The following is a 3,101-nucleotide window of genomic DNA, read 5'->3' on the forward strand; positions in this document are numbered from 1 at the left end:
GCAGTACTTAACTCCCATCCAATTCGTATTTGTAGCCGTAAGTATTGATATGATCTCTAGCTAAAAAATAGGTAGGAAATACAGGACTGCTAGTTTTGTTGTTACTGCTTTCAAAACGCCAAAAATACATTACACCTTCATCACTGATAGAGTAATCAATGTAGTCACAAAATGGAACCTCAAGAATTTCGTCAAGGATAGGCAAATCAGTACTTTTATAATTCCATTTTTGCTTAATCAACTGAGCTGAATAAGGAATTTCATTTTGGTAATACCAAGTGCCTGAAGTGATAATCTCTTCGGTTTCAACTTCCGCTTCCCATTTTGAATGAAACTTGATGCTACTCATAACTTCCTTGTACTGCTAACGCCGTTTTAAGCGGCAAATTGCAGTTGGCTAAAATAAGTGAGGCACGAACAAAAAGCTAACTGTAATTTGTCCGACTTGAAAACCCTTGTTATATGCCGATTACTCCATACCTATATATTTAGGATTAGCTTGAATACGATCAACCCATTGTTGAATAGATGGATATTCTGACAAGTCAAATCCGCCCTCATAAGCCACATGCGTATAACCATATAATGATATATCAGCGATAGTAAGCTCAGAACCAACAAGATAAGGTGTAAGTTGTAGTTGTTCTTCCATGACTTTAAGCGCTTTATGTCCGCCAGACTGCTTAGCTTTATACTCTGATTTACGATCTTCAGGTAACCCAAGATACTTCGCAATAAATCGAGCAACAGCGATAAAAGGTTCATGACTGTACTGTTCAAAGAATTGCCATTGAAGAATTTTTGCAGTAGTAAAGCGGCAAGTACCAACTAATGATGTACCTGATGCAAGATAATTTAAAATTGCATTAGATTCTGAAATAAATGTTCCATCATCTAACTCAAGTAGCGGTATTTTACCATTTGGATTCTTTTTTAAATAAGACTCAGTTTGAGTTTCACTTGCTAATATATCAACTTCTATCCACTCATGATCAATATCTAAAATGGAAGTAAGAAGTTTTACCTTATAGCAATTCCCTGATTGAATATCTCCATAGATTTTCACTGAACTCTCCTTAGGCATATAACAGCTTATTATGAGGAAAAATTCCTTATTTAAACAAGGAAAAAATCCTTCTTTCATATTTTACGATAATCAAAACATACCTTATTTATTCAATATCTACAATAAGTTACTCATAAAACATTTCGTTATGTTAAAGACATAAACGAGAATATTTCCTTTTTATTGGATGAAAGCAGGAAATCGTACCTAACTGTACAAAAACACAGTTTAATTTAGTGCATAACAAAATAAATAAAATTTAAGATAATTTACTATAGGGTATACAAATTAGGATGAATGGCCTGTTAATTTTTGCTGTTTTTGGCATAAATTTAAGCGGTTTTACGTGCTCTAATTGATTCGATAATGTCAAAACCAAGCTCTCATATAGGCTTAATAGTGCAACTTTCTTTAGTAAGCTAGCAGCGTATTAGACAGATCAAATCCACCTCTCCATAGGCAAGGCCAACCTACAAGTGAATATTTATTCAAATCAATATACATAACTTAATTTTAGGTTTAATAAGTTATATCATCCCTTGAATAACATGAAGTAGAAAGACTGATTAAATCTGCCTTTCTACAATTAAAGCAGGCAATCAATGCAGCCTGACCATAAACACAATATCCGTTAAAATAAATACAAAACTAATGTAAAATCAGCGAAAAATAACCACCAAAGTGATCACCAACTACAACCACACACTTTCCACTTTCTTAAACGAAAATCACCGATCAAAACGAATCTGCAGGAATACGCACCCAACCTTCCATTAAAACACGCGCGCTTCGACTCATAATCGCTTTATCGACCGTCCACTGCGCATTAACTTGTGATGCTTGAGCGCCTACTTTTAGTGTGCCCGATGGATGACCAAATACCACGGCATCGCGGTCACCGCCGCCAGCGGCCACATTGACTAATGTGCTTGGTATTGCTGCGGCTGCGCCAATAGCTACGGCGGCTGTGCCCATCATGGCATGGTGTAATTTACCCATAGATAATGCCCGTACATGCAAGTCGATATCTGTACTTAGAACTGCTTTACCGCTTGATGTTATATAATCTTTAGCGCCGCTAACAAAAGCCACTTTCGGGGTATGTTGGCGTGCAGCGGCTTCTGAAACATCGCTAATCAACGCCATTTTAACGGCGCCGGCAGCTCGAATAGTTTCGAAGCGTGCTAATGCTGCCTCGTCATTGTTTATGGCGTCTTGCAGCTCTGTGCCGGTATAACCAAGATCTTCTGCATTTAAGAAAATGGTAGGAATACCCGCGTTGATCATGGTCACTTGATATTTTGCTGCTTTGAAGGCTCCAACAGTAGGTACCTCAAGTTCATCAACAACATTACCGGTTGGAAACATCGCTTCAGATGGGTCAACGGGTGCAACAAACTCTACCGGCACTTCCGCGGCAGGAAAGGTAACGCCATCAAGTTCAAAGTCACCGGTTTCTTGTACTTGTCCGTTGGTAATAGGTACACGTGCGATAATCGTTTTGGCAATATTTTTTTGCCAAATACGGACAATACAAACACCATTTTCAGGGATTCGTGACGGGTCAACTAAACCCGCATTAATGGCAAATGAGCCCACTGCAGCCGTTAAATTGCCGCAGTTACCCGACCAGTCAACAAATGCTTTATCAATAGCGACTTGGCCAAATAAGTAATCAACGTCGTGATCGGCCACTTCACTTTTGGCTAAAATAACCGTTTTACTGGTGCTTGAGGTTGCACCGCCCATACCATCGGTTTGTTTACCGTAAGGATCTGGGCTGCCAATAACACGTAGCAACATATTATCGCGCGCTTCTCCAGGTACCTGGCAGCGTTCGGGTAAATCAGTTAAATTAAAAAATACACCTTTAGAGGTACCGCCACGCATATAGGTTGCGGGGATTTTGATTTGAGGGGCGTGAGACACGGCTCTCTCCTTTTCTTTTTATACAATTGCGCATTACGTTTAAAACTCTTAGGCTTTTACTAAGCAGGCTTATAAGCAGTTAGCCTTTGAGCAATGAGTTTTAAGT

General features: G+C 39.0%; 3 protein-coding genes. All 3 read right to left on the reverse strand.

Annotated features, from left to right (window positions below):
* Nucleotides 1-7: 7 nt before the first annotated feature.
* The 3 genes from AC27H3_RS17980 to prpF all read right to left on the reverse strand — a co-directional run bounded on the left by AC27H3_RS17980 (nt 8) and on the right by prpF (nt 2,995).
* On the reverse strand, nt 8-349 hold the full coding sequence (locus AC27H3_RS17980) for a hypothetical protein (protein ID WP_487108097.1): 342 nt from the start codon (nt 347-349) through the stop codon (nt 8-10).
* A gap of 120 nt (nt 350-469) precedes the next feature.
* Nucleotides 470-1,066 (reverse strand): glutathione S-transferase family protein, encoded by a 597-nt coding sequence (locus AC27H3_RS17985; protein WP_487108098.1) that lies wholly within the window; start codon nt 1,064-1,066, stop codon nt 470-472.
* A gap of 735 nt (nt 1,067-1,801) precedes the next feature.
* Nucleotides 1,802-2,995 (reverse strand): 2-methylaconitate cis-trans isomerase PrpF, encoded by a 1,194-nt coding sequence (prpF, locus tag AC27H3_RS17990; RefSeq protein WP_487108099.1) that lies wholly within the window; start codon nt 2,993-2,995, stop codon nt 1,802-1,804.
* Nucleotides 2,996-3,101: the final 106 nt, after the last annotated feature.

Source organism: Colwellia sp. NW0002-52-1 (assembly GCF_057550865.1).

Excerpts from the sequence above, each read along its gene's own strand:
- AC27H3_RS17980 (WP_487108097.1), bottom strand. The coding sequence starts at position 349 with ATGAGTAGCATCAAGTTTCATTCAAAATGGGAAGCGGAAGTTGAAACC.